The organism is Serinicoccus chungangensis (assembly GCF_001483745.1).
GTDB classification, from domain to species: Bacteria; Actinomycetota; Actinomycetes; order Actinomycetales; family Dermatophilaceae; genus Ornithinicoccus; species Ornithinicoccus chungangensis_A.
Genome location: NZ_LQBL01000028.1, coordinates 216,987 through 237,326 on the forward strand (window position 1 = coordinate 216,987; position 20,340 = coordinate 237,326).

General features: G+C 69.9%; 16 protein-coding genes. 12 read left to right on the forward strand and 4 right to left on the reverse strand.

Features of this window, described 5'->3' with window-relative positions:
* Positions 1-46 precede the first annotated feature (46 nt).
* The 3 genes from AVL62_RS09590 to AVL62_RS09600 all read left to right on the forward strand — a co-directional run bounded on the left by AVL62_RS09590 (position 47) and on the right by AVL62_RS09600 (position 4,696).
* Positions 47-3,133: a helicase-related protein gene (locus AVL62_RS09590; protein ID WP_161937870.1), complete on the forward strand. Its 3,087-nt coding sequence runs from the start codon at positions 47-49 to the stop codon at positions 3,131-3,133.
* A gap of 73 nt (positions 3,134-3,206) precedes the next feature.
* Positions 3,207-3,929 carry an EcsC family protein gene (locus tag AVL62_RS09595; RefSeq protein ID WP_058891416.1) on the forward strand — a complete coding sequence of 241 codons (723 nt, stop codon included), beginning with the start codon at positions 3,207-3,209 and terminating at the stop codon, positions 3,927-3,929.
* An 86-nt stretch (positions 3,930-4,015) separates the two neighbouring features.
* On the forward strand, positions 4,016-4,696 hold the full coding sequence (locus AVL62_RS09600; RefSeq protein ID WP_058891417.1) for a hypothetical protein: 681 nt from the start codon (positions 4,016-4,018) through the stop codon (positions 4,694-4,696).
* Positions 4,697-4,781: 85 nt separating this feature from the next.
* On the opposite strand, the gene AVL62_RS09605 is transcribed toward AVL62_RS09600, so the two are convergent.
* Positions 4,782-6,602 (reverse strand): DEAD/DEAH box helicase family protein, encoded by a 1,821-nt coding sequence (locus AVL62_RS09605; RefSeq protein WP_161937871.1) that lies wholly within the window; start codon positions 6,600-6,602, stop codon positions 4,782-4,784.
* A gap of 726 nt (positions 6,603-7,328) precedes the next feature.
* Between AVL62_RS09605 and AVL62_RS09610 the strand changes: the two genes are divergently transcribed.
* The 4 genes from AVL62_RS09610 (at position 7,329) to AVL62_RS09625 (ending at position 11,755) form a co-directional block, all read left to right on the forward strand.
* Entirely contained in the window at positions 7,329-10,043 is a 2,715-nt protein-coding gene (locus AVL62_RS09610) for a UvrD-helicase domain-containing protein (protein WP_161937872.1), read from the forward strand.
* Positions 10,044-10,498: 455 nt separating this feature from the next.
* Complete coding sequence (locus tag AVL62_RS17855) at positions 10,499-10,990, forward strand: nuclease-related domain-containing protein (protein ID WP_235585645.1); 492 nt, start codon at positions 10,499-10,501, stop codon at positions 10,988-10,990.
* A 62-nt stretch (positions 10,991-11,052) separates the two neighbouring features.
* Positions 11,053-11,574, forward strand: coding sequence for a hypothetical protein (locus AVL62_RS09620; protein WP_058891421.1), 522 nt, complete (start codon positions 11,053-11,055; stop codon positions 11,572-11,574).
* Entirely contained in the window at positions 11,555-11,755 is a 201-nt protein-coding gene (locus AVL62_RS09625; RefSeq protein ID WP_058891422.1) for a hypothetical protein, read from the forward strand. Before AVL62_RS09620 ends, AVL62_RS09625 begins: the two co-directional genes overlap by 20 nt.
* 12 nt (positions 11,756-11,767) lie before the next feature.
* Here the strand turns inward: AVL62_RS09625 and AVL62_RS09630 are convergent, their stop codons facing one another.
* The 3 genes from AVL62_RS09630 to AVL62_RS09640 are packed head-to-tail and all read right to left on the reverse strand — an operon-like array spanning position 11,768 to position 16,365.
* Entirely contained in the window at positions 11,768-12,412 is a 645-nt protein-coding gene (locus tag AVL62_RS09630; RefSeq protein WP_058891423.1) for an isochorismatase family protein, read from the reverse strand.
* On the reverse strand, positions 12,409-14,283 hold the full coding sequence (locus AVL62_RS09635) for a hydantoinase B/oxoprolinase family protein (protein ID WP_058891424.1): 1,875 nt from the start codon (positions 14,281-14,283) through the stop codon (positions 12,409-12,411). Before AVL62_RS09635 ends, AVL62_RS09630 begins: the two co-directional genes overlap by 4 nt.
* 3 nt (positions 14,284-14,286) lie before the next feature.
* The gene (locus AVL62_RS09640; RefSeq protein WP_058891425.1) at positions 14,287-16,365 is read right to left on the reverse strand and encodes a hydantoinase/oxoprolinase family protein; all 2,079 of its coding nucleotides are present in this window, start codon (positions 16,363-16,365) and stop codon (positions 14,287-14,289) included.
* Between the two features lie 189 nt (positions 16,366-16,554).
* Here AVL62_RS09640 and AVL62_RS09645 point away from each other — a divergent pair, with 189 nt between their 5' ends.
* The 5 genes from AVL62_RS09645 to AVL62_RS09665 all read left to right on the forward strand — a co-directional run bounded on the left by AVL62_RS09645 (position 16,555) and on the right by AVL62_RS09665 (position 20,252).
* Entirely contained in the window at positions 16,555-17,778 is a 1,224-nt protein-coding gene (locus AVL62_RS09645) for a CaiB/BaiF CoA transferase family protein (RefSeq protein ID WP_058891426.1), read from the forward strand.
* On the forward strand, positions 17,775-18,746 hold the full coding sequence (locus AVL62_RS09650; RefSeq protein ID WP_058891427.1) for a pyruvate carboxyltransferase: 972 nt from the start codon (positions 17,775-17,777) through the stop codon (positions 18,744-18,746). Before AVL62_RS09645 ends, AVL62_RS09650 begins: the two co-directional genes overlap by 4 nt.
* Before the next feature lie 81 nt (positions 18,747-18,827).
* On the forward strand, positions 18,828-19,538 hold the full coding sequence (locus AVL62_RS09655) for a GntR family transcriptional regulator (RefSeq protein ID WP_058891428.1): 711 nt from the start codon (positions 18,828-18,830) through the stop codon (positions 19,536-19,538).
* Positions 19,539-19,641: 103 nt separating this feature from the next.
* Entirely contained in the window at positions 19,642-19,863 is a 222-nt protein-coding gene (locus AVL62_RS09660; RefSeq protein ID WP_058891429.1) for a type II toxin-antitoxin system Phd/YefM family antitoxin, read from the forward strand.
* Positions 19,860-20,252 carry a type II toxin-antitoxin system VapC family toxin gene (locus AVL62_RS09665; RefSeq protein ID WP_058891430.1) on the forward strand — a complete coding sequence of 131 codons (393 nt, stop codon included), beginning with the start codon at positions 19,860-19,862 and terminating at the stop codon, positions 20,250-20,252. The genes AVL62_RS09660 and AVL62_RS09665 overlap by 4 nt, the downstream gene beginning before the upstream one ends.
* The last annotated feature ends 88 nt before the right edge of the window (positions 20,253-20,340 follow it).

Consider the following 20,340-nt stretch of genomic DNA (forward strand, 5'->3'; position numbering starts at 1 on the left):
GACGAGTGAGGCTCTCCGGGGGTTGAAGGACTTCCAACGACGTTCGGTGGACAACGCCTTCGAGCGTCTGTGGGGCACGAACCCCGTGTCGCGCTTCCTGGTCGCCGACGAGGTCGGCCTTGGCAAGACACTCGTCGCCAGAGGAGTGGTCGCGCGGACGGTCGAGCACCTACGCCGAAAGGGCGAGAAGCGGATCGACATCGTCTACATCTGCTCCAACCGCCAGATCGCGCAGCAGAACCTGCGGCGCCTGCACGACGGCGTCAACGTGAACATCCCGCACGCCGACCGCCTCACTCTCCTGCCCAAGGTGCTGCACGAGATGAACCGCCCCAAGGGCGACGGGCCGGCCATCAACATCGTGTCCCTGACCCCAGGCACCTCCTTCGACCTGCGCAGCAGCGGGGGCGTCGCCGGGGAGCGAGCGCTTCTCCACGTGCTGCTCGAGGAGCTGTGGGGCCGCAGAGCGGTGTCATCCGGCAAGTGGGAGCGCTTCTTCCGCGGCGGGGCCAGCCAGAGGCGCATGGCATGGGAGCGTCGGTGGGGAGTGGACCGTTCCACGCTGACCGACGACGTGCTCAGCTCCTTCGACGGGTGCCTGGCCGCCGCGACGTTCGGAGACGGCGGTACTTCTCTCGTCGACGCCCTGCACGACACGGTCGACCTCTTCGACGGCCGGCGCCGGCTCACATCCCGAGCATCCTCCGAGCGGTATGCCGTGCTCAGCCAGCTGCGCCGCGCCCTCGCAGAGGCGTGCGTGGGTCACCTCGACCCTGACCTGGTGATCCTCGACGAGTTCCAGCGGTTCGGCTCTCTCCTGCACGGAGACAACGAGGCGGCGCTGCTCGCCCGGCACCTGCTGGGTGACGAGGCCATCGACCCCGACAATCGGCACACCCAGACGCGTGTCCTGCTGCTCTCGGCGACACCTTTCAAGATGTACACGCTCCCCGACGAGCCTGAGGGTGACGACCACTACCGGGACTTCATCCGGACGGTGGCGTTCCTCGGCGGCGCGGAACGAGCGGACGCTGTGCGGCGCACGTTGAAGGACATGCGTACCGCCCTGCTGGTGGGCGACACGGAGCGTGCGATCGCGGCCAAGGACCTTGCACAAGGGGAGCTGCGCCAGGTCATGTCTCGGACCGAGCGCCTCGCCGTGTCCTCGAGCCGCGACGGCATGCTCAGCTCGCACGACGACCTGCAGATCGAGCTCACGCCCGACGACGTCCGGGACTACGTCTCGCAATCCGAGGTCGCGCGCCTGCTCGGCGCAGGCGACATGCTCGAGTACTGGCGCAGTTCTCCTTACGCCCTCGAGCTGATGGACCAGTACCAGGTGAAGAAGAAGCTGAAGACGCAGCTCGACGCCGGTGATGCCGCGCTGCGGCAGGTGCTGAGCAGCCGACTCCGGCATGACGAGATACGGCAGTACGGGCAGATCGACCTGGCCAACCCCAAGCTGCGTTGGCTCGCGGATGACGTCGTCAGGTCCGGCGCCTGGCAGGTGGCGTGGCTCCCTCCTGCGCTGCCCTACTACACACCCGCGGGCGCGTATGCCGACCCGCGCCTGCAGGGGTTCACGAAGCGGCTGGTCTTCTCCGCCTGGACCGTCGCACCGAAGGGCATCGCTGCGCTGCTGAGCTATGAGGTCGAGCGGCTGCTGCAGAGCCGCAGCACAAGCAGCGCCGCACGGGACTACTTCGGCACCCGCCGGACCGGACTGCTGACGTTCAACCGTTCAGATGGCCGACTGTCGGGCATGCCGGTCCTCGGCCTGCTCTATCCGAGCCGGGCGCTGGCGGAGCTCGGCGACCCACTGACCGTGGCACGCGAGGCAGGAGCGACTCTGCCGCTCGATCGCGACGCTCTTCACGACGTGGTTCGTCGCCGGGTTGAGGCAGCGCTCAAGCAGCTGCCGCTGGGGTCACCCGATGGCTCGCTGCCGGCGGGCGCCTGGTACTGGGCCGCACCGATGCTGCTCGACAGGTTTGCCGGGCAACAGGTGGCACTCAGCGACCTCCCCTTCGGCGCCGTGACCGACGGTGACGGCGAGGACCACGGGACTGTCTTCCAGGCTCACCTGGACCAGGCGGACACGCTGGATCCGGCTGATCTTCCGGCGAGGCCCGACGACCTGGCCGATGTCTTGACGTCAGTGGCTCTGGCCGGACTCGGCGTCGCGGCGCTGCGGGGGCTGAACCGTGTGGTGAACGAGGAAGCGGTCAACGACGCAGCGACGGTCCGAGCAGCATCCAGCTGGGCCTGGTCGTTGCGTGCACTCTTCAACACGCCGGAGATCATGGCGATGCTCCAGGGCGGCGAGGGCACCTACTGGCGTCAGGTGCTGGAGCACTCCATCGACGGCAACCTCCAGGCGGTGCTCGATGAGTATGCCGAGGTGCTCGTCTCCTCGCGGTCCCTGCGGCACGAGCCCGTCGACGTGCAGCTGTCAGACCTTGTGTCCGCGTTCGCCGAGGGGTCCGGGCTGCGTGCGGCGACCCAGGCCGTCGACCACTTCGGCGCCGAGTACGAGGGCCATGTGCGCCGCGACCGCCTGCGCAGCCATTTTGCGGTGCGTTACGGCCGGCACGCCGCCGAGGACGACAAGACTGTCCAGCGGGAGACGCAGGTCAGGGACGCCTTCAACTCACCGTTCTGGCCGTTCGTCCTGGCCTCGACGTCCGTGGGTCAGGAGGGGCTCGACTTCCACCACTACTCGCACGCCGTCGTGCACTGGAACCTGCCGGGCAACCCCGTGGACATGGAACAGCGCGAGGGCCGCGTCCACCGGTTCCGGGGGCACGCCGTCCGCAAGAACGTGGCCGCGGCTTTCGGCCAGCGCGAAGAGGTCCTGGCCAAGCGCAACCCATGGGAGGCGCTGTTCGAGTTGGCGAAGTCGTCGACGGACGGGGCGGGCGGCATCGTGCCCGACTGGGTCTTCCCGTTAGCAAGCGGTGCCACCATCGAGCGCTACGTCCCAGCGCTCCCCATGAGTCGGGAGCGTCAGCACTATCGGCGCCTTCTCCGGACCATGGGGGCATACCGGCTCACGCTCGGGCACCCCCGCCAGTCCGACCTGTTGGCCTACGTCGGCAACGACGCAGATCTCGCACTGGACCTCGCCCCGTGACCGCCAGCCTTTCGGATCTGCACCTGCACTGGCACCAGCACCACTCACCCCCTCCCCCGACGAAAGGTACGACGTGACGGATCTCGACACCCCCGAGCTGGACGAGCAAAGCGACGGCGATCCCGAGGAGCCGAACACGCTTCAGCGGATGGTGCTCTCGGTCATCAGCAAGGGCGTCGGCCCTGTGACCGGTTCTGTGGACTACGCGCATGCGAGGCTTCGGGACGAGAACGGCGGATCCATCCCCGTGCCGGAAGATCCGCTTAACGCGGTCTACGAAGACGCTGGCTCGCCAGCGGCGGAGCGCGCCATCCAGCGCATCCGACGGGAAGCCGCGGCTGCCGCCGGCACGAATGGTTTCCTCACCGGGCTCGGCGGATTCGTGACGCTGCCCGTGGCCATCCCGGCCAACGTGGCCGGCGTACTGATCATCAACGCACGACTGGTGGGGGCGATCGCCTACCTTCGCGGCTATAGGCTGACCGATCCGCACACGCAGGCGATGGCCATGCTCGTGGTCGCAGGGACGAGCGCCCAGCGGGCCGCCTCTCTCGTCGGCATCAAGGTGGGGGCCAACGTGACCAAGGCGCTCATCCGGCAGGTGCCGATCTCGGTCATCCGCCAGATCAATAAGCGCGTCGGCTTCATGCTGGTCGCCAAATACGGAACTAAGAGAGCGGCCGTCACCCTCGCCAAGAGCGTTCCGATCGTCGGAGGGCTAGCGGGGGGCGCCGTCGACGCCACCATGACCGGCACCATCGGACGTGTGGCTTGCCGGGTGTTCCCGAGCGAATAGCCGATCTGAGACCGATCGAAGTGACGGGTCCAGCCTGTGCCTGATGACCTGAGAGTGAACACCGCCAACCCACGAAGAGAGAAGACATGATCACGACGGACGATGTCATGACGCTGCAGCGTGCGATCGACACCGAGTTGCCGCGACCATGGACTGAATGGCCAGGAGGGTGGCCGGATGAGGTCGAGGCAGCGCTCCTGGACGCCGTCCTGTCGATCCGTGCGCGATACGGACGCGAGGAGACGGGCGTCCGCGGCGCCGTCGAGCGGTACCGGCAAGAGGTCAATGGCGGGCGCCTCGATGATCTGCCTCGCCTCGCCAGCTTCGACGCGGACCGGCTTGCAGAGGTTCTGCGCAACGAGCAACGCGCCAGCGGCCGGCCCAAGGCGCAGGCGATTGTCGAGGCTGCGCGCAGCCTCGTCGATGCTGGTCTGCGTTCGGCGGTTGATCTTGACCTCGAGACGCACAAGCGTGCCTACACGCGAGTTCACGGACTGGGATGGATCACCTGGGAGTACTTCACGATGTTGCTCGGCCAGCCCGGTGCCAAGGCGGACACGTGGGTCGTCAGGTGGGTTTCTCAGCAACTGAACCGGGACGTCTCCTCGAAGGAGGCTCGCAGCCTCCTAGGAGAGGTAGCGACCCAGTTGTCGGATGGCGAAACCAACTCCCCCCGTGCCCTGCTCACGCGACTTGACCACCAGATCTGGCGCACCGCACGGTCCGCGCAACCGTCTCCAGCACGCGAAAGTACTTCCTCGCGCTGAAGGGGCCTCAGACTTACGGAGCCAGGTCGCCCGCTTGATCGACACCACGTCGTCCTGGCAGATCCCCCGGCCTTGCCGGGTGCACCTAGAGCTGAAGAACGCGTTTTTTCGCCGCTGAGAACTCCTCTTCAGTGAGCATCCCGGACGAGCGCAGGGCCGCAAGTCTCTCGAGTTGCACGACCACGGGCTCGGGCCCTTCTTCCCCAGCGGCCGTGGGGGTCACGACACGCGTTCGTGTGACCGCTGCACTAGACGTACTATCCGCCTCGACCGCCTCAAGGAGGCTCCTGTGTCCATCACCGCGCGATGCCCCTGCGTCCCCGGGCGCTCGGGAACCCGCACCGCCGCGGGTGCCTTCCACGTCAGATCCGTCGTGAGCGACCACTGAGCACGTTGTCCTTTTGTCCACCGCCTCGACGCGCGCCACGGAATCGAAGCTCGCCAAAGGCTTTGGCTCCTCACGGGTAACGCCCGGGGCGGCCCCATGTCCCGCGACCGGCAGATGCGCGATCGGCGCCAGCACGCCGTCCTCCCGCACGGAGTCGGCATGGCGAACCAGAAGGTCGAGACACCCCTCCTCGCCCGAGTGGGCAGACACGTCCTCAACCGTTCCGGCGGCGTAGACGAGCACGAACCGCGCGGGGCGTCCGTCATTCTTGCGTCGGAGGACGCGCCCCATTCGTTGGATCATCTGTCGACGCGACTGGGAACCTCCCAGCACCACACCCAGGTCGACGTCCGGGACGTCGATCCCCTCATCGAGAACAGTGGGCGCTACAACGGCGCGCAGCCTGCCGGCGCGCAGGTCCGCGAGGCGATCCCTGCGTTCGGCCCCAGAGAGGTCGCTGTGCACCGCGGCAGCGGGCACGCCTTCACGGACAAGAATCTGGGTGATCTCCTCGGCAGCGCTCACGCGGCGAGTGAACAGCAGTGCGCCCCGTGAGGACTTGATGAGCGGAGCGACCCGTCGAGCCGCCTCCATCTTGGACCGGGCGTTCGACATCACGCTCAGGCGTTGGGAAAAGGCAGAGAGATAGCGGCGTGCCAGGTCGCGGAGCTCGTAGTCGGGCTCGTCGTCTGCAGCTGCGATCTGCACTGCAGCCAGGAATTCACCGAACGGACTCTCGGGGAGACCCCGATCCAGCAGCTCCGCCCGACTGTCCACAACAGCTTCATGTGCCTCGTCGTACCGGGCTCTCTCTGTGACCGACAGCTGTACGGGCACAAGATCCAGGGAGTACCGCGCGATGACGTCGTCCGCCATGGCTCGACCGAAGCCGATCCGGTAGACACATTCACCTCCGAAGTAGTCCCGAAGAATGTCTATCCCGTCGTCGGCGCGCTCAAAGGTGGCGGTCAGCCCAAGGCGCCGGCGATATGAGGGGTGAAGCACCTTGCTCCACTGCTCGGCACCGTATCGGTGACACTCATCTGCGACGAGAAGCACTTTGCCGTCATCACGCGACGGCGGCGACAGATACAGCGACTGGACTGTGGCGACAAGGACGTCGCAGTGGTCAAGGGGCGTCCGAGGTGCGTCGGCGGAGGTCGCTACGCGCTGTACCCCGTGCCTGCGAAGGGCATCTCGCCACTGCCCGACCAGTTCGACCGTGGGCACCACGACGATGCACGAGTAGTCATGCCGGATGCCTTCGCGAATGGCTTCGATGCCCACCCGGGACTTGCCGGTCCCGGTCACCGCTTCGACTACACCGTGTCGACCGTGCTCCGCCCAGGCGTCCAGCGCCTCGACCTGCCACTTACGCATCTGCGGCAAGGTCTCAGGGCTCAGGTCCAGCCAATCACTTGCCGGCCTGCCAACCTCGAGCAACCACTCCTCGCCGTCACTGTTGAGGTCGTATTGGCCGTCTCCGTTTGCCCGGACTAGGGGCAGCAGTGCGGCCACCGCGAGGGCATGGTCCTGCGGGCAGGAGCTCTCCTCGACAAGGCGATGCATTGCACCACCAACGACAGGACCTTCTTCATCAACGAAGGTCAAGACCTGCGCCATTCGAGCTCGGCAGGTGACAGGTGGCACAGCATTCCTCATGATTCCCCAAGCGACTTCATCAGCCACATCATGGACTACGCCCCGATGAACGGAGCACGCACCTGCCGGGTATCGCTTGAACAGTTCACCGCGGGGTGGCTGAGGCGGCGACTGCCGTCAACTCGAACGGCGGTAAGCGACGCCCCGCGAGCCGGTCGCCGCGCACCTGCGGCCGGGGGCTTCTGGGCCGAACCGCGATCTGCTGGCTTTCAGCCAGCTGGCGCTTCCGTGCACGTGGTCATCGGCGAGTTTGTCGTCCCTGTCGGCAAGTACACAACGCTGGTGTCGGTCCAGCAGAACGCCCGCGCGTGTCTTCAGACCGCCCCTTGCGAATACCGGCCGCAGCAGCGAGCAAATGGCGATGCGATGTCCGCGCCGCGGCGGGACGAGCGAGTGGAAACAGGTACACCTAGGGAGCTGACCAACCGTCACGGCGGCCACTGTCAGCGACAAACCCTGCTAAGGTCCCGCTTTCTGGGCCGTGCCGCCACGAGCCGCGACGATGCGTAAATGCAGACTCGGCCCAGGCAAGAGGGGGTTAGGGCCGTGGGCACCCACCCTGAACGACGAAGGGGTGTGACCATGGCGGTTGCCGTCATCTGGCGCGGCACCACGCCGCGCGGCGAGGACTGGGTCCTCGCCCGGCGCGACGACAGGTTCACCCTCCGTCACGGCACGGACGAGATCGACATCCCCGCCTCCGGGGCCGACCGCATCTCGGTGACCCGCCGATGGTGGCGGACGACCGTGACCGTGGCCGGGGTGCCGGAGCGAGCCCGTGTCCTCAACGGTCTGTCCGGCGAGGAGGGCCGGCGCCTCGAGAACGCCGTGCAGGAGGCACTCTCCAGGTCGCTCCCCGTCTGGACCGCGAGGCTCTCGACCACGATCGAGACGTCTAGGCGTGACCTCCGGTGGATCACCGAGGAGGAGGTCACCACGCTGCTCTCGACCCGTCCAAGCATCGCGGAGGGAGAGCCAGCCGTCGCCAACCACGCATCGGGAGCCGGTCCCCTCTGGCTGACCGAGGAAGGTACGCGCCGGTGGGCGCAGGCGGTCAACGAGGAGATCGCGACTGCGATCACCCAGCAGCAGCGCCAGTTCTTCGACACGATCGAGAGCAGCCCGCTGACCGACGAGCAGGCGCGCGCGGTCGTGACCTACGACAACCGGGTCAACGTCATCGCCGCAGCCGGGTCCGGCAAGACGTCGGTCATGGTGGCCCGGGCCGCGTATGCCGTGTCCCGCGGGCTGACAAAGCCTGAGGAGATCGTGCTCCTCGCCTTCAACAGGGACGCCGCCACCGAGCTGCAGACGCGCATACGACGCCGGTTCGCGGCAGCCGGCCTGCCCGCCGAGGGGGTCGAGGCCACGACCTTCCACGCCTTCGGGCTCAAGGTCATCGGCCGGGCCACCGGTCGCAAACCGACGGTGGCGCCGTGGCTGACGAACAACGACGACGATCTCGGCGTCCTCTCCGAGATCGTGGCCGAGCTCAAGGACAGCGATTCCCACTTCCGGTATGCCTGGGACTGGTTCCGGCTGCTGCTCTTCACCCGGCCGGACGAAGACTTCACCGAGCCGGCTGCTCCAGACGCGTGGGACCATGCCCGACGCGCGACGGGCTACCGCGCGATGGACGGCACCACGGTCAAGAGCGAGGGAGAGCGCTGGGTCGCGAACTTCCTCTACCTCCACGGCGTCACCTACGAGTACGAACGCCCCTACACCTACGACACCGCGGACGCCGAGCACCGCCAGTACCACCCCGACTTCTACTACCCCGACATCGACGTCTGGCACGAGCACTGGAGTCTCGACGCCGACGGCAACCCGCGCCCCGGCTGGACCGACTACCTCGACGGTATGGAGTGGAAGCGCCAGCTGCATCAGCAGCACGGCACGACGCTGGTGGAGACCACGTGGGCCGAGGTCATGCACGGTGACGGCCTGTCCCGCCTTGAGAAAGAGCTGGTGGGGCACGGCATACGCCTCGACTGGGACCCCGACCGACCGCCCGCGCGAGGCGTCGAAGTTGTCACCGACGCCGATATGCTCCGCCTCGTGCGGACCTTCATGCTGCACGTCAAGGCGAACTCGCTGGACCAGCAGGAGGTCGAACGACGCCTCGGCGCCGGCCTCCTGCGCAACCGGCGACGCGCCAGTATCTTCCTGGACTTCTACTGGCCGATCCACGACGCCTGGCAGGCCCGGCTCGCCGACGGCGGCTACGTGGACTTCGAGGACGTGCTCGTGCAGGCCGCCGACCACCTCGAGTCGGGCAGGTACGTCAGCCCCCACCGGCTGGTCATGGTCGACGAGCTCCAGGACGCCAGCCAGGCGCGGGCCCGGCTCACCCGAGCCCTGGTCGCACAGCCCGGCCGGCACCTGCTCGCCGTCGGGGACGACTGGCAGTCCATCAACCGCTTCGCCGGGGCCGACCTGAGCGTGGTGACGGGATTTCACGACCAGTTCGGCCCAGGCCCCACGGTGCACCTGACGACGACCTTCCGCTGCCACCAGTCCATCAGCCACACCGCTGCCCGCTTCGTCATGAAGAACCCCGCCCAGGTGCGCAAGACCGTCGTGTCGGTCCACGACCGGCCGGTCGACCGTGCCGCGCACGAGGGGGTGCAGCTGCGCACGGTGGCGAGCGCCGCCGAGGTCCCCGGCGCAATCGGCGACTTCCTCACCCGGCTGCGTGACGCCATACACGGGGGCGCCCTCGGGGCGGACTCGGTGAGCGTCGACGTCCTCGGGCGCTATCAGCAGGACCGCGGCCTCATGCCGCACGCAGCCCCGCCGGAGATTCGGCTGGCGTTCCGCACCATCCACTCCGCCAAGGGGCTTGAGGCCGACTACGTCGTCATCCCGAACCTGTCGGCAGGCTCCTACGCCTTCCCGAGCCGGATCGCGGACGACCCGGTCCTGGCGCTGGCCATGACCGGTGGTGACACCTACCCGCACGCCGAGGAGCGCCGGCTCTTCTACGTGGCGCTTACCCGGGCACGCCGCGGAGTGCTGCTCATCAGCCCGGAGTACCACCCCTCCCCCTTCGTGACCGAGCTCATCCAGGACGGACTCGTGCGAGACGTCGGCCCCCGCCCGGTCGCCACCCCCTGCCCCGGGTGCAGGGTCAGCGTGCTCCGCCCACGGTCCGGCCGCACCGGCCACTTTTGGGGCCGCAGCACTTTCCCGGCCTGCACGTACACGTGCAACACCCTGCCCGTGCCGGGCGCGGCCGAGCAGGTCCATGTCCACCACCCGTCGGCAAGCCTTCTGAGAGGCGGAGCACCATGACAGCGACAGACTCCCCCAGTGTCGCCCCTCGCGAGATGCGACTGAGGTATGCCGGTCGGTGCCGCGGGTGCGCCACCGAGCTTCCCCGCGGGACGCGTGCGGTCTACGACCCGGGGACGAAGACGGTCTGCTGCCTGACCTGCCAGGTCCCGGCCACCGACGACGCAGGGTCACCGGGCGAGGAGACCATAGTCGGTGACACGGGGCACGGGGAGACCTGGCAGCCGCCCGCAGCGACACCCCCACGGGCGCCCGCACCGACACCCCCACCAGTAGAGGCGCCGGTTGCAGCCGACACCTCGCCGGGCGTTGCGGGCTCGTCGGCCCGCCGAGAGCACGAGCGTCGCGTCGCCCAGCGCGAGGAACGGGTCCGGAGCAGGCATCCCAGGCTGGGCGGGCTCCTGCTCGCCCTCTCTGACGAGCCGCAGAGCACCAAGGCGTGGGCGACCGGCGCGGTGGGCGAGGAACGGCTGGGTCGACGGCTCGACGCCACCGCCGGTCCCCTGGTGCGCGTGCTGCACGACCGCGGCATCCCGAGGAGTCGCGCCAACCTCGACCACCTGGTGGTGTGCGCCGGCGGGGTCTTCGTCGTGGATGCGAAGCGCTACCAGGGTCGACCGCATCACGTCGTCGAGGGCGGCTTCTTCACGCCCCGCGTCGACAAGCTGGTCGTCGGCCGGCGCGACTGCACCCGGCTCGTGGACGCCGGCCTGAAGCAGGCGGACCTCGTGCGCAGAGCACTGGACGACGACACCGTCGAGGTGCGCAGCATGCTCTGCTTCGTCGAGGCCGACTGGCCTCTCTTCGGCGGTGACTTCGTCATCCGCGACGTCACGGTGACCTGGCCGAAGAAGCTGGCGACGATCATCACGCGGCCGGGTCCGTTGTCCGAGGAGCGCATCACCGCCATCCACCAGCGACTGGCCGCCGCCTTCCCTCCGGCCTGACCCACGTCCGCCGACCGCTCGGACGACCTCATACCGCGACGTGTCGCCGATAGGGTGCTGACGTGCGCCGCATCCTGGATCTCCTGGACGCTCTCAACGACGCGGGCGTCGACTACGTGGTCGTCGGCGGCGTCGCGGTCGTGCTGCGCGGTCACGCTCGCATGACGGTCGACCTGGACCTTGCGCTCGACCTCACGACCGACAACCTCACCGCCGCCCTCGACGTCCTCAAGGCGCAGGGGCTCGTGCCCAGGCTCCCGGTCGCACCCGAACAGTTCGCCGACCCGGACACCCGACGCGCCTGGGTGGAGGAGCGCAACCTGGTGGCCTTCACGCTGCACGACCCCTCCGACGCGCTGCGCGAGGTGGATCTGCTGGCGGACATCCCCCTGCCCTTCGCCGCCCTCCGCACATCCTCGGACCTCGTCGACGTCGACGGTGTCCCCGTGCGCGTGGCGTCGGTCGAGCACCTGGTGACCATGAAACGCCATTCCGGGCGCGCGCAGGACCTGGCTGACATCGAGGCGTTGTCGCAGCTGACGAGCGCACCTAGGGTGGTGAGGGATGAGCACGACCAAGGCTGAGGACCTCTGGTGCGGCACCTCGGACGCGGGGCCTGCCATCCGGGCGCGCGCGGCGACGACGCCGGCGCAACGACTCGAGTGGCTCGAGGAGAGTCTCCTGCTCGCGCAGGCATCCGGGGCCTTGGCGCGGGACCGGGCCAGGCGGCAGCGTCAGGCGCAGGAGTGGGGCTCGTCCCGCTGACGCATCCTGCGTTCAGGCCTGCGTTGCCCCGAGGCGATCCACACCCGCGAGGTAGTCGAGCGCCTCCTGCACACTGCCCACCTCGGCATACTTCGCCTGCAGGTCGTAGAGCGCGGCCCGGTGGGCGGTCTCGTCCCGGTCCAGCGACGCCTCCCGCACGACGAGCGGGACGAAGCCGTGCTGCAGGGCGTCCACGGCGGTGGCCCGCACGCACCCGCTCGTGCTGGCCCCGACGATGACCACCGTGTCGACCCGCCGGGCCTGCAGCATCGAGGCGAGCGAGGTGCCGAAGAAGCTGCTCGCATACTGCTTGACGACCACCACCTCGTGCGGCCGCGGCGCCACCTGAGGCATCAGCTCGCCCATCGGGGCGTCGCCGATCAGCTGCCGCAGCGCCGGCACCTTCTGCAGGAAGATCCCGCCGTCGAGCCCGTCCTCGCCGTAGCTGACGCGGGTGTGCACCACCGGGATGCCGGCGGCGCGGGCCGCCGCGAGCACTGCGGCCGCCTCGGCGAGGCCGTCGTCCGACGGCAGGCACAGGGGGGACGCCTGGTCGAAGTAGGCCCGCATGAGGTCGACCACGAGCAGCGCCGGACGAGGCCCCGGGGTCAGGGTCCCCGCGAAGCCGTCGTCGAAGGCGCGCTCGGGACTGGTCACAGTGCTCGCGGCGGGGTCGGGGGTCGTAGGCCGGTCTCCTCCTCGGCACGGTCCAGGATGGTCTCCAGGTCAGGGCCCTTGTCGAAGAGGGGCAGGTCGCCCTCACCGCGGGCGCCGCGCAGCTCGGTGCGCAGCTGCTCGGTGGCACCCGGGTCGAGCTCGCCCGCCTCGCTGCAGACGACGCCATACCGGCGGGCGCCCTCGGCGCTGACCAGGCCGCGGCGCACCTCCAGGGCCACCAGCTCGGGGTCGCGCTCGAGCGGGTCGCCCCACCCGCCGCCGCCCCAGGTGACGAAGTGGAGCACGTCGTCCTTGCCGACCTCGACGTCGTGGACCTTGCTCGGCAGCACCTCGATGGTGCCGTCGGCCCGGTCCACCCACTTGCGGCCGCGCGCGCCGGGCTCGCCGCCGCGCACGCCCCACGGGTAGGTGAGCCAGCGGTCGTCGTGGATCGCGATGGTGCCCGGCTCGAGGAACCGGTAGGACACGTCGACCCCGTTGCCGCCCCGGTGCAGCCCGGCGCCGCCGGTGTCGGTGACCGTCTCCCACCGGTCGATCCGCAGCGGGTAGTAGGACTCGAGGTACTCGCAGGGGATGTTGACGAAGGAGGGCCACAGCGAGTGGCCGTCGGGGCCGTCGCCGACCGGCCGGCCCGGGATGCCGCCGAAGCCGATGGAGTAGAGCTGGAACCACTCGCCCTTGCGGTCTCCCCCGCTGTAGTTGCCGGAGTACATGAAGTGCGGCGAGGAGGAGAAGCCGGCCCCGTTGAGCAGGTCCGGGTTGGACTGGCCGAGCAGCCCGCCGAAGAGGTCGAAGAGCCGGCCGATGCCGTGGTTGCGGCCGTTGAGGGCGGCCGGGTAGCGCGGCTTCCAGAACGAGTCCTCCGGGATCTCCACGTCGACCAGCGGGTAGTAGCCGTCGTTCCAGAGGATCTGCGGGTCGGCCACGGTGATCATGTAGATCCCGAAGAACATCCGGATGAGGTTCTCGTTGATGTAGTAGTTGATCGGCCCCTCGGCCTGCGGGCTGGACCCGGTGAGGTCGATGAGCACCTTGTCGCCGGTGCGGGTGATCGTCATCTTCAGCTCGTAGGGGCCGTGGCCGCGCCCGTCGTCGTCGATGTAGTCGGTGAACGACAGCGGCTTGCCCTCCTCGAAGACCAGGGCCAGCAGCGTCTTCATCGCCCGGTAGTTGCGGTCGAGCAGGGCCTCCAGCGCCGAGGTGTAGGTGTCGACGCCGAAGCGGGCGCACATCTCCTGCACCCGGCGCGAAGCGGTCCGGCACGCGGCGACGATGCCGTTGAGGTCGGCGCGGTTCCAGTCCGGCTTGCGGACCTGGTTGAGGATGATCCGCAGCGCGTCGTCGTCGAGCACGCCCTTCTTGTAGAGCTTGAAGGGCGGGATGACCACGCCCTCCTCGAAGATCGTCCGGGCGTCGGTCGGCATCGAGGCCGGGGTCTTGCCGCCGACGTCCGACATGTGGCCGAACTGCGAGGCCCAGCCCACGATCCGGCCCTCGTAGAAGATCGGCATGACTACGAGCCAGTCGTTGGCGTGACTGATCGCGGCGCCGCACGAGTAGGGGTCGGACGTCATGAGGACGTCGCCCTCCTCGATGGTGCCGTCGAAGTTGTCGAGGAAGTCCGGGATCGACAGGCCGAACTGGCCGACGACCATCTTGCCCTCGGGGTCGCCGATGAGCGGGAACTCGTCGTGCTGCTCGCGGATGCCCGGCGACAGCGCCGTCCGGAAGAGCACCTCGTCCATCTCGTAGCGGGCGCTGCGCAGGCCGTTCTCGATGAGGTCCAGGGTGACGACGTCCACGTCGACCCGCTGCAGCGGCTCGGTGGTGGTCTGGATCAGCTGTGCCATGGCTCAGGCCTCCGGGGTGTCGGTGTGCTCGAGGGGACGGATGAGGAGGCTGCCGCTCGGGTGCACCGTGGCGGCGTGGTCGGGCAGGACGAGCGTGGTCGAGTCCATCTCGGCGATGACCGCCGGACCGGGTATGACGTTGCCGGCCTTGAGCTTGTCGCGGTCGTAGACCACCGCCTCCACCTGCGAGCCGCCCACCCACAACCGGTGGGCCTCCTCCCGGGCGGCGCCCGAGGGGTCGGGGCCGCCCTCCTCGAGGGTCGTCGCGGCGAGGTTGGGCCGGGGCCCGCTGGCGGTGGCCCGGGCGGTGACCAGCTCGTGCTCGTTGTCGAGGAGGAAGCTGAAGAGCCGCTCGTGCTCGGCGTTGAAGGCGGAGCGGAGCGTGCCCAGCACCCCCTCCCCCAGCGAGCCGGCCTCCACGGCGACCGGGATCTCGAAGCCCTGGCCGTGGTAGCGCAGGTCCACGGCATACGTGAGGGTCAGGTCCTCCTCGGCGAGCCCGGACTCCAGCAGCGAGCGCTTCGCCGAGCTCGCGAGCTCCTCGAGCATGCCGCTCAGCTCGGCGTCGGTGATCTCGCTGAAGCGGCGGATCAGGGTGCGCACCGACTCGTCGCGGTGGCTCGTGGTGGCGTCGCCGTAGGCGCAGAGCACACCGGGCGAGGGCGGGATGATGACCGGCCAGGCGCCGGTCAGGACGCCCAGGGCGTTGGCGTGCAGCGGCCCGGCCCCGCCGAAGGCGATGAGCGCGAAGTCGCGGGGGTCGAAGCCCTGCTGGGTGGAGACCAGTTTGAGGGCGCCGAAGATGTTCTCGTTGACGATGTCGTAGATGCCGGCCGCCGCGGCCTCCGCGGACGGCAGCCCGGTCGCGTCGGCAATGGTCTGCACCGCGGCGCGCGCGGCCTCCTCGTCGAGGGTGATCTCACCACCGGCGAGCTGGGTGGGAAGGTAGCCAAGGACGACGTCGGCGTCGGTGACGGTCGGCTCGGCACCACCGGCACCGTAGGCCGCCGGGCCGGGGACCGCCCCGGCCGACTGCGGGCCGACGCGCAGCGCCTGGGTCAGCGGCGGGACGTGGGCGATCGAGCCGCCGCCCGCACCGACCGTGCGGACGTCGACCGAGGTGGCGCGGACGGTCAGGTCCCCGACCGTCGTCTCCCGGCCGACCCGCGGACTCAGCCCCTGGACGAGCGCGACGTCGGTGGAGGTGCCTCCCATGTCGAAGGTGAGCAGGTCGGAGAAGCCCGCCTGCTCGGCGACCCAGACGGCCCCGGTCACGCCGCCGGCGGGGCCGGACAGCAGCAGGGAGACCGGGTTCTCCGCCGCGACCTGCGCCGAGACCAGCCCGCCGTCGCTGCGCAGGATCGACAGCGTCGAGTCCAGACCGGAGGAGCCCAGCTGGCTCTGCAGGTTGTTGACGTAGCGCGACACCTGACCTTGGACGTAGGCGTTGGCGACGGTCGTGAGGGTGCGCTCGTACTCCCGCAGCTCGGGGAGCACGGCCGAGGAGCGCGAGATCGGCAGGCCCGGCAGCTCCTCCGCGGCGATCTCCTCGACCCGGCGCTCGTGGGCGTCGTTGGCGTAGGCGTTGATGAAGCTGATGCTCAGCGCCTCGACCCCCTGGTCCTTGAGGGTGCGGAGCTGGGCGCGGACGTCGTCCTCGTCGAGCTCGGTGACCACGGAGCCGTCGGCGGCCATCCGCTCGGTCACCTCGACGGTGTCCTCCAGCGCGGCCAGCGGCTCCGGCTTGGGCCAGATGATCCACCCGGCCAGACCGCCGGGCACGAAGGAGCGCGCGATCTGCAGCACCTGGCGGAAGCCCCGGGTGGTGACCAGCCCGACCCGCGCGCCTTTCTTCTCCAGGATCGCGTTGGTCGCCACGGTCGTCCCGTGCAGGACCTCCTCCACCTCGGCCAGGCTCACCCCGGCGGCACGGCATACCTGCTCGATGCCGCGCAGCACACCCACGGACTGGTCCTGGGGCGTGGAGGAGGTTTTCCCCCGGTAGGTCTCCCCGGTGTCCTCGTTGATGAGCAGGATGTCGGTGAACGTGCCACCGACATCCACGCCGAGCCGATAGGTCATGTCTTCTCCTCACGGGAAGCGCGGTCGTCCTCGACCCGCGCGCTGACGGTCACGCTAGGGAGGGAGAGTGCGGCACGTCAAGGGTTTGCATGCAATTGGTCGACTATAGTTCGTCAGGGCTTGTCTCGGGGCGGGAGATCTGCAAGATTGCATACAACTCCTTCCCTATCCGCGCACCGGAGGCCACCCGTGAGCACCTCGGACGACGAGACCACCACCGACCGCACCGGCCCGCTGCACGGCCTGCGGGTCGTCGAGGTCGGCCAGCTGCTCGCCGGCCCGTTCTGCGGGCAGCTGCTCGGCGACCTGGGCGCCGACATCGTCAAGCTCGAGGACCCCGGCCGGGGCGACCCGCTGCGGCAGTGGGGACGCGAGCGGCCGCAGGGGCAGTCGGTGTGGTGGTCGATCGTCGGGCGCAACAAGCGGTCGGTCACCGTCAACCTCCGCTCCCCCGAGGGGCAGGACATCGCCCGTCGCCTCATCGCGGACGCGGACATCGTGGTCGAGAACTTCCGCCCCGGCACGATGGAGCGATGGGGGTTGGGCTACGAGGCCCTGCGCGAGCTCAACCCGGGGCTGGTCATGGTGCGGGTCTCCGGCTTCGGGCAGGACGGCCCCTACGCCCAGCGCCCCGGCTACGGGGCGATCGGGGAGGCGATGGGCGGGCTGCGCTACGTCGTCGGCGACCCCTCGACCCCGCCGTCTCGGATGGGCATCTCGATCGGCGACACGCTGGCCGCGATGTTCGCGACCATCGGCGCGCTGGCGGCGCTGCGCGAGCGGGACGCCAGCGGCCGCGGCCAGGTCGTCGACTCGGCGATCTACGAGGCCGTGCTCGGCGTCATGGAGTCGCTGGTGCCGGAGTGGCAGCTGACCGGCTACCAGCGGGAGCGGACCGGGGCCGTGCTGCCCAACATCGCGCCGAGCAACGTCTACCCCACCCGCGACGGCATCTGGATGCTCATCGCCGCCAACCAGGACACGGTCTTCGCCCGGCTGGCCGCGGCCATGGGCCGCCCGGAGCTGGCCACCGACGAGCGGTATGCCACGCACGTCGCCCGGGGCGAGCGTCAGAAGGAGCTCGACGACCTCATCGCCGCGTGGACGAGCACCCTGGACGCCGACGACCTCGAGGCCCTGCTCGTCGAGCACGCCGTGCCGGTCGGGAAGATCTTCCGCCCCGTGGAGATGCTCGCCGACCCGCACTTCCGGGCGCGGCGGACGATCACCGAGGTCGAGCACCCGGTCCTGGGCGGCGTCCAGATGCAGAACGTCTTTCCCCGCCTGTCCCGCACCTCCGGCATGATCCGCTGGCCCGGGCCCGCCCTGGGCGAGCACACCGAGGAGGTGCTCGCCGAGCTCGGGATGGCGCCGGAGGAGGTGGCCGCCCTGCGCGAGCGGGGGCTGGCATGACGTCGCTCCCGCCCGGGGCCGGCGCGCTCACCCTCCCCACGTCGGTCCGGCTCGTCGAGGTCGGGCTGCGCGACGGGCTGCAGGCGGTGAGCCGGGTGCTGCGGACGCAGGACAAGGTCGAGCTCGTCCACCTGCTGCTCGAGGCCGGGGTACGCGAGATCGAGGCGGTCTCCTTCGCCCACCCCAGGGTGCTCCCCCAGCTCGCCGACGCCGCCGAGGTCATGGCGGCCGTCCCCCGCCGGGCCGACGTCACCTACCGGGGCCTGGTGCCCAACCTGCGCGGCGCCCAGCGGGCGGCCGACTGCGGGCTGGACGAGATGGTCGTGGTGGTCTCCGCCGACGACACCGTCAGCCTGAAGAACCAGCGCCGCACCACCGAGGAGGTCCTCGCCGAGCTGCCCGAGATCGCCAGGGTGGCCGAGGCGGCCGGGTCGCGCCTGGTCGTGGCGGTGGCCTGCGCCTTTTTCGCCCCCGCCCGCGGGCCGGTCCCCGCCGCGGAGCGCGACCTGGTCGTCGACGCGGCCGTCGACGTCGGTGCCTCCGGCGTCTACCTGGCCGCGACCTCCGGCGAGGAGACGCCGCGGGAGATGCACGAGGGCCTCATCGCCACGCGGCGCCGCCACCCGGACCTGCCCGTGGGGGTCCACCTGCACAACCGCAACGGCTTCGCCCCGGCCAACGCCCTGGCCGCGCTCCAGGCGGGCGCCGCCTGGCTGGAGGCGTCCTTCGCCGGGCTCGGCGGTGACATGTGGTTCCCCGGTGACCCCACCGTGCTCGGCAACGCGCCTATGGAGGACCTGGTCCACCTGTGCGACGGGCTCGGGGTGCGCACCGGGATCGACCTCCCGGCCTACCTCGAGGTGGTGCGCCGCGCGGAGGCCCTCACCGGCATACCGTCCACCTCGTTCGTCACGCGCGGCGGCACCCGGGACGACCTGGCGCGGGCATCGTGGCCGGACGAGTCGTGACAGGGCCGGGGACCGGACGACCTGGCGCGGGCGTGGTGGCTGGACGAGGCGTCGCTGGGGTGGGGCGTAGGGTCGCGAGTCGTGACCGCTGAGCCCGATGCCGGCCGGCCCTCCCGGGCCGACTCCTCCGAGCGCGCCTACGCCGCCCTCTTCGCCCGCATCTCCGACGGGCAGATCCGGGCCGGCGACCGGCTCTTCGAGCAGTCCCTGGCACAGGACCTGGGCGTGAGCCGCACGCCGGTGCGGGACGCCCTCAAGCGCCTGGCGGCCGAGGGGCTCGTCGACATCGAGCCGCACCGAGGCGCCCAGGTCGTCTCCCTGACCCCCGAGGACGTCGCCGCGCTGTACGCGATGCGCGCGGAGTTCGAGCCGGTGGCCGCCCGCCTCGCCGTCCCCACCATGACCGATGACGACGTGGCGCACCTGGGCGACCTCGCCGGTCAGATGGAGCAGATCGTCGCCGACGGCGACGACGCCGGTGGGCTGACCGCGCTCAACAACGCCTTCCACGCCGTCTTCGTCGACGGCGCGGGCAACCGGCACCTGTCGATCGCGCTGCAGGCGCTCTTCCGCCCGGCCGTCGTCACCCGGACCTTCCGGACCTACGACCGGAGGGCGCTGGAGCGCAGCCTGCAGCACCATGCCGAGCTCGTCGAGGCGGCCGGCGCCCGCGACGGCGAGTGGGCCGAGGCGGTCATGCGCGCCCACATCCTGTCCGCCCGGCACGCCACCGCGCCGCACCCCCGCGAGGGACAGGGAGGGCGCGGTACCGCGGACCCGGCGTCCCGCTGACGTGTCGCCGAGGTCATCCCCGGTCGACGGCGATCCGTCGCGGCCTAGACGACAGCAGGGTCCGCGGTTGACCAGGTCAGGTTGGTCGACTTATCCTGCACGAATGGAGGTCACGGTCCAGGAGGCGAAGACCCACCTCTCTCGGCTGCTCCGCAAGGTGGAGGCCGGTGAGACCGTCGTGATCCGTCGTGGCCGCACTCGCGTCGCCGTGCTCAGCCCCGCGCCGATGACGACGAAGCAGCGGAAGATCTGGGGCGACCTGCCCGGTGAGCTGACGCCGATGTTCGACGAGCCCCTGGACGACCTCGCGCCATACACGCCATGAGGCTGCTCCTCGACACCAACGTCGTCATCTGGCTCTTGCTCGGCGAACGGCGGTCCGTGCCCCAGGACGTCGCGGACACCCTGGCTTCACCCTCGTCTTCGGTGATCGTGAGCGCCGCGTCCGTGTGGGAGATCGCCATCAAGCGCTCGCTGGGCAAGCTGCGCATCGACGGCGACTGGTACCGCGCACTGATGGGCCTCGATCTCGAGCATCTTCCCGTCTCCGCCGAACACGCCCACGGTGTGCAAGACCTCCCCTGGCACCACCGGGACCCCTTCGACCGGATCCTCCTCGCCCAGTCCCTGGTCGAGGCCTGCACACTCGTCACCGCCGACCGGACCCTGGACGCCTACGAGGCGCCCACCTGGTGGGGTGGCCCAATCCCCTGACAGCGTCGGGACATGCCGCCAGCACGACGGCTCTGGCGCGGGCTCGGCAGCAGCCGCCGGACGACGTGGCGGAATGCGGGCGGCTTCG

Coding starts and splice junctions, on each gene's coding strand:
- AVL62_RS09600 (WP_058891417.1), top strand. CDS start 4,016: ATGATCACGACGGACGATGTCATGACGCTGCAGCGTGCGATCGACACC.
- AVL62_RS09610 (WP_161937872.1), top strand. CDS start 7,329: ATGGCGGTTGCCGTCATCTGGCGCGGCACCACGCCGCGCGGCGAGGAC.
- AVL62_RS09625 (WP_058891422.1), top strand. CDS start 11,555: ATGAGCACGACCAAGGCTGAGGACCTCTGGTGCGGCACCTCGGACGCG.
- AVL62_RS09635 (WP_058891424.1), bottom strand. CDS start 14,283: ATGGCACAGCTGATCCAGACCACCACCGAGCCGCTGCAGCGGGTCGAC.
- AVL62_RS09640 (WP_058891425.1), bottom strand. CDS start 16,365: ATGACCTATCGGCTCGGCGTGGATGTCGGTGGCACGTTCACCGACATC.
- AVL62_RS09650 (WP_058891427.1), top strand. CDS start 17,775: ATGACGTCGCTCCCGCCCGGGGCCGGCGCGCTCACCCTCCCCACGTCG.
- AVL62_RS09660 (WP_058891429.1), top strand. CDS start 19,642: ATGGAGGTCACGGTCCAGGAGGCGAAGACCCACCTCTCTCGGCTGCTC.
- AVL62_RS09665 (WP_058891430.1), top strand. CDS start 19,860: ATGAGGCTGCTCCTCGACACCAACGTCGTCATCTGGCTCTTGCTCGGC.